General features: G+C 74.1%; 3 protein-coding genes. 2 read left to right on the top strand and 1 reads right to left on the bottom strand.

Going from position 1 to position 3,436, the window contains the following annotated elements; all coding sequences use genetic code 11:
• On the top strand, positions 1-1,900 hold a 1,900-nt coding region (locus L0B03_RS15570), incomplete at its 5' end, for a bifunctional diguanylate cyclase/phosphodiesterase (RefSeq protein ID WP_250447467.1).
• Here L0B03_RS15570 and L0B03_RS15565 read toward each other — a convergent pair.
• On the bottom strand, positions 1,822-2,391 hold the full coding sequence (locus tag L0B03_RS15565; RefSeq protein ID WP_250447464.1) for a DUF6328 family protein: 570 nt from the start codon (positions 2,389-2,391) through the stop codon (positions 1,822-1,824). The two genes, L0B03_RS15570 and L0B03_RS15565, sit on opposite strands and share 79 nt — an antisense overlap.
• 283 nt (positions 2,392-2,674) lie before the next feature.
• On the opposite strand from L0B03_RS15565, the gene L0B03_RS15560 reads away from it, so the two are divergent.
• A partial coding sequence (locus tag L0B03_RS15560) for a tryptophan-rich sensory protein (protein ID WP_250447462.1) occupies positions 2,675-3,436 on the top strand: 762 nt, incomplete at its 3' end.

Here is a 3,436-nt window from a genome sequence, read left to right as displayed (position 1 = left end):
CTACGCCCGCCACGCGGCAGCTGCCCTGGACCTGCTGACGGCGTTGGACGGCAGCCGGCGCGAGGCGAGCCGGGCCACGGCGCTGCTCGAGCTCGCGCACTCGCTGGCCGCCACCACCGACGCCGACGCCGTGGCGAGGGTCGTCACGGAGGCGATGCCCCGGATCGTGGGCTGCCAGTCCGGGGGCGTGTGGCTCTGGGAGGCCTCCGAGGGCGTGCTCCGGGCTGCGGCGACCACCGGGCACGACGACGACGAGGCCTCGCTCATCATGAGCTCGAGCGTCCGTCCGGACGACACCCCCGAGCTGACCCAGATCCTCACCCGGCACGACATGGTCGTGATCGACGCCGAGGACGCCAGCCCGCGCCTGGGTGAGCTGCTCGCGGCCGTCGGCTCACGCAGCGTGGTGGTGGCCCCGCTCGTCGCGGGGGAGGCCTTCATGGGGGTGGCCATCGCGAGCTGGGCCACCCGCGAGGACCGGCTGGCGGTGGGAGACGAGGCGATCACCCGGATCGCGGGGGTCGGTGACCAGACGGCGACCGCCCTGCAGAACGCGCGGCTGCTCTCCCGGGTGAGCCACCAGGCCCTGCACGACGCGCTGACCGGGGTGCCCAACCGCGTCCTGTTCAGCCGCAGCCTCGACGAGTCGCTGCGTCGCGCGGCCCCGGGGGAGGGGACCGCCGTCCTGTTCTGCGACCTCGACAGCTTCAAGCACGTCAACGACCAGTACGGGCACGCCGCGGGGGACGAGCTGCTCCGACAGGTGGCGGCGCGGCTGCGTGGCGAGCTCCGCCCCGGGGACGTCGTCGGGCGCCTGAGCGGCGACGAGTTCGCGGTCCTGCTGCACGAGGTGGACGACGACCAGCACGCGATGTCGGTCGCGGCCCGCCTCCTGGCAGGTCTGGACCACCCGTTCCGCGTCGACGGCCGGGAGGTGCGGACCACCGCCAGCGTCGGGGTCGCGGTCCACGTCGGCACCGACGGTCGGGGCGACCGGCTCCTCGCGGCGGCCGACGCCGCCATGTACGAGGCCAAGCAGCGGGGCCGCAACCAGGTGCTCCTCGCCGGGGAGCTCGACCCGCGACGCGGTGCCCCGTCCCTCGAGGCCGAGCTCAGCCATGCCGTCGGGGCGGGTCAGCTCAGGCTGTTCTTCCAGCCCGTGGTCGACGTGTCCCCGGGCACGGGGGACGCCGTCGTCGGGGCCGAGGCCCTCATCCGTTGGGCCCACCCGCGCCTCGGCCTGCTCGCCCCGGCGGCCTTCCTGCCCCTGGCCGAGGAGGCCGGACTGGTCACCGAGCTCGACCTGTGGGCCGTGGGTGCGGCCTGCGAGGCTCTCGCGGGCTGGTCGCGGACGACCTCGCCCGGCGAGGCCCCCGGCGAGCCCCTGCGGGTCGCGGTCAACCTCGCCGGTGCGACCCTGGTCGACCCGCGCCTGGTGCCCGCCGTGCGCTCGGCCCTCAGCAAGAACGGGCTGACCTCGGACCGCCTGCACCTCGAGGTCGTCGAGAGCCGGTCGCTGTCGGACCTGCCCGGCGTCATCGAGCGGCTGGTCGAGCTGCGGCAGATCGGTGTGCGCATCTCCCTGGACGACTTCGGCACGGGCTTCTCGACGCTCGCCTGGCTGCAGTCCCTGCCGGTGGACCAGATCAAGATCGACCGCAGCTTCATCGCGGGACTGCCCGACCACGCCGCCTCCTTGGCGCTGGTCCGCGGGGTCGTGGCCCTGGCCCGCGAGCTCGGCATCGAGGTCATCGCCGAGGGGGTCGAGGAGCCCGCTCAGCTGGCGCTGCTCCGCGAGGCCGGCTGCGAGATGGTCCAGGGCTACCTGCTGGGCCGCCCGGCACCGGTGTTCTCCGGAGCGGAGCGCGCTGAGCCCTCAGGGTCCTCAGGGTCCGGCTGAGCCCGCCGGCCCAACCAGGCCGGGAGCGCGAACCAGCCGAGCCCCAGGATGACGAGCAGCGCGCTCGCGGTGACGATCGCCGGGGTCCGCCCGGTGACGACGTCGACCACCAGGAGCACGACGCCGCTCACGACGAGGGCAAGGCACACCAGCCCGGCGCGCATCAGGCGGTCCGCGGCCGCGACCAGAGTGGCCCGCACGTGCCGCCGGTAGAGCAGCCGGTGCAGGCTGACCGGAGCCACGACCAGACCTGTCGTGATGGCCGCGAGCAGCACCAGGACGAGATAGATGGCGCGCTGGGAGCCGGTGAGATCGGTGAACCGAGACTGGAACGGGACCGTGAGCAGGAAGCCCGTGAGGATCTGGATCCCGGTCTGCGTGACGCGCAGCTCCTGCAGGATCTCCAACCAGTGCCGGTCCAGGCGCTCGATCGGTGACTCGTGCCGACCGCCGTGCGAGCCGTCGTCCGTCCCGGTGTCGTGCTGCGCCATCGTTCCCTCCCGTGGTCTGTCCCGCCGGGACATGATGCGCCCCCGCTCGCGACGTGGCGAGCGGGGGCGGAGAGGTGGCGTCTCACCCGCACAGGGTGTGGCGGTCACCGGCGGCCCGGGGGCCGGCCGTCGCTCTCGCGGCGGCATCAGGAGTGAGAAGAAGTTAACCCGGACCGTGGTGCGGTGCATCCGCAAGGGGGTCCACCCTGCGTGACCTGCATCACGTCCGGGCCGTGCCTGCGCTCACCGTGCGGTCGCGGCGGCCCGCGGCGACCATGGGTGGATGAGCACCCAGACGCGTCCAGCGACAGGCAAGGACCTCGTGCGGCAGGTGGTCGTGCTGATCGGTTCCCTGGTCGCGATCGCCGCGGCCTTCGTGGGTTCGGGGGCCACCGGCGGCCAGGACCAGACCTCGGTGGGCGACGGCGCCCTCGCGGCCGACGCGACCCTCGTCGCCCCGGGCGGTCCGGCCTTCTCGATCTGGTCGGTGATCTACACCGGGCTGCTCGCCTACGCGGTCTGGCAGGCTCTGCCTGCGCAGCGCGCCGACGCACGCCAGCGCCGGATCGGGTGGTGGGTGCTGCTCTCGATGCTCCTCAACGCCGCCTGGATCACCGTGGTCCAGGTCGGGCTGCTGGGTCTCAGCGTCCCGGTGATCGCGCTCCTCCTGGTGACGCTCGTGGCGATCCTGCTGCGGCTCGAGGCGGTGCCTGCGCGCGGTCTGATCGACACGGTCGTCACCGACGGCACGGTGGGCCTGTACCTCGGCTGGGTGTCGGTCGCGACCGTGGCGAACGTCGCGGCGGTGCTCACCTCGGCGGGGTACACCGAGCTGGGGCTCGGCCCCGAGGTCTGGGCGGTCCTCGTCCTCGCGGTGGCCGCCGCGGTCGGCGTCGGCCTCGCCGTCGCGACCCGGGGGCGGCTCGCGATCGGTGCGGCGATGACGTGGGGCCTGGCGTGGATCGCGATCGCCCGCGCCACCGGGGAGCTCCAGTCGGGCGTGGCCGCTGTCGCCGCCGGGGTGGCCGCGGCCAAGTCGGAGGCC

Origin of the sequence: Actinotalea sp. C106, assembly GCF_023630195.1 — a bacterium.
Taxonomy (GTDB): Bacteria; Actinomycetota; Actinomycetes; order Actinomycetales; family Cellulomonadaceae; genus Actinotalea.
The sequence above is the reverse complement of the archived record's forward strand: the minus strand, read 5'-3'. Positions and strand labels throughout refer to the sequence as shown.

Excerpts from the sequence above, each read along its gene's own strand:
- L0B03_RS15565 (WP_250447464.1), bottom strand. The coding sequence starts at position 2,391 with ATGGCGCAGCACGACACCGGGACGGACGACGGCTCGCACGGCGGTCGG.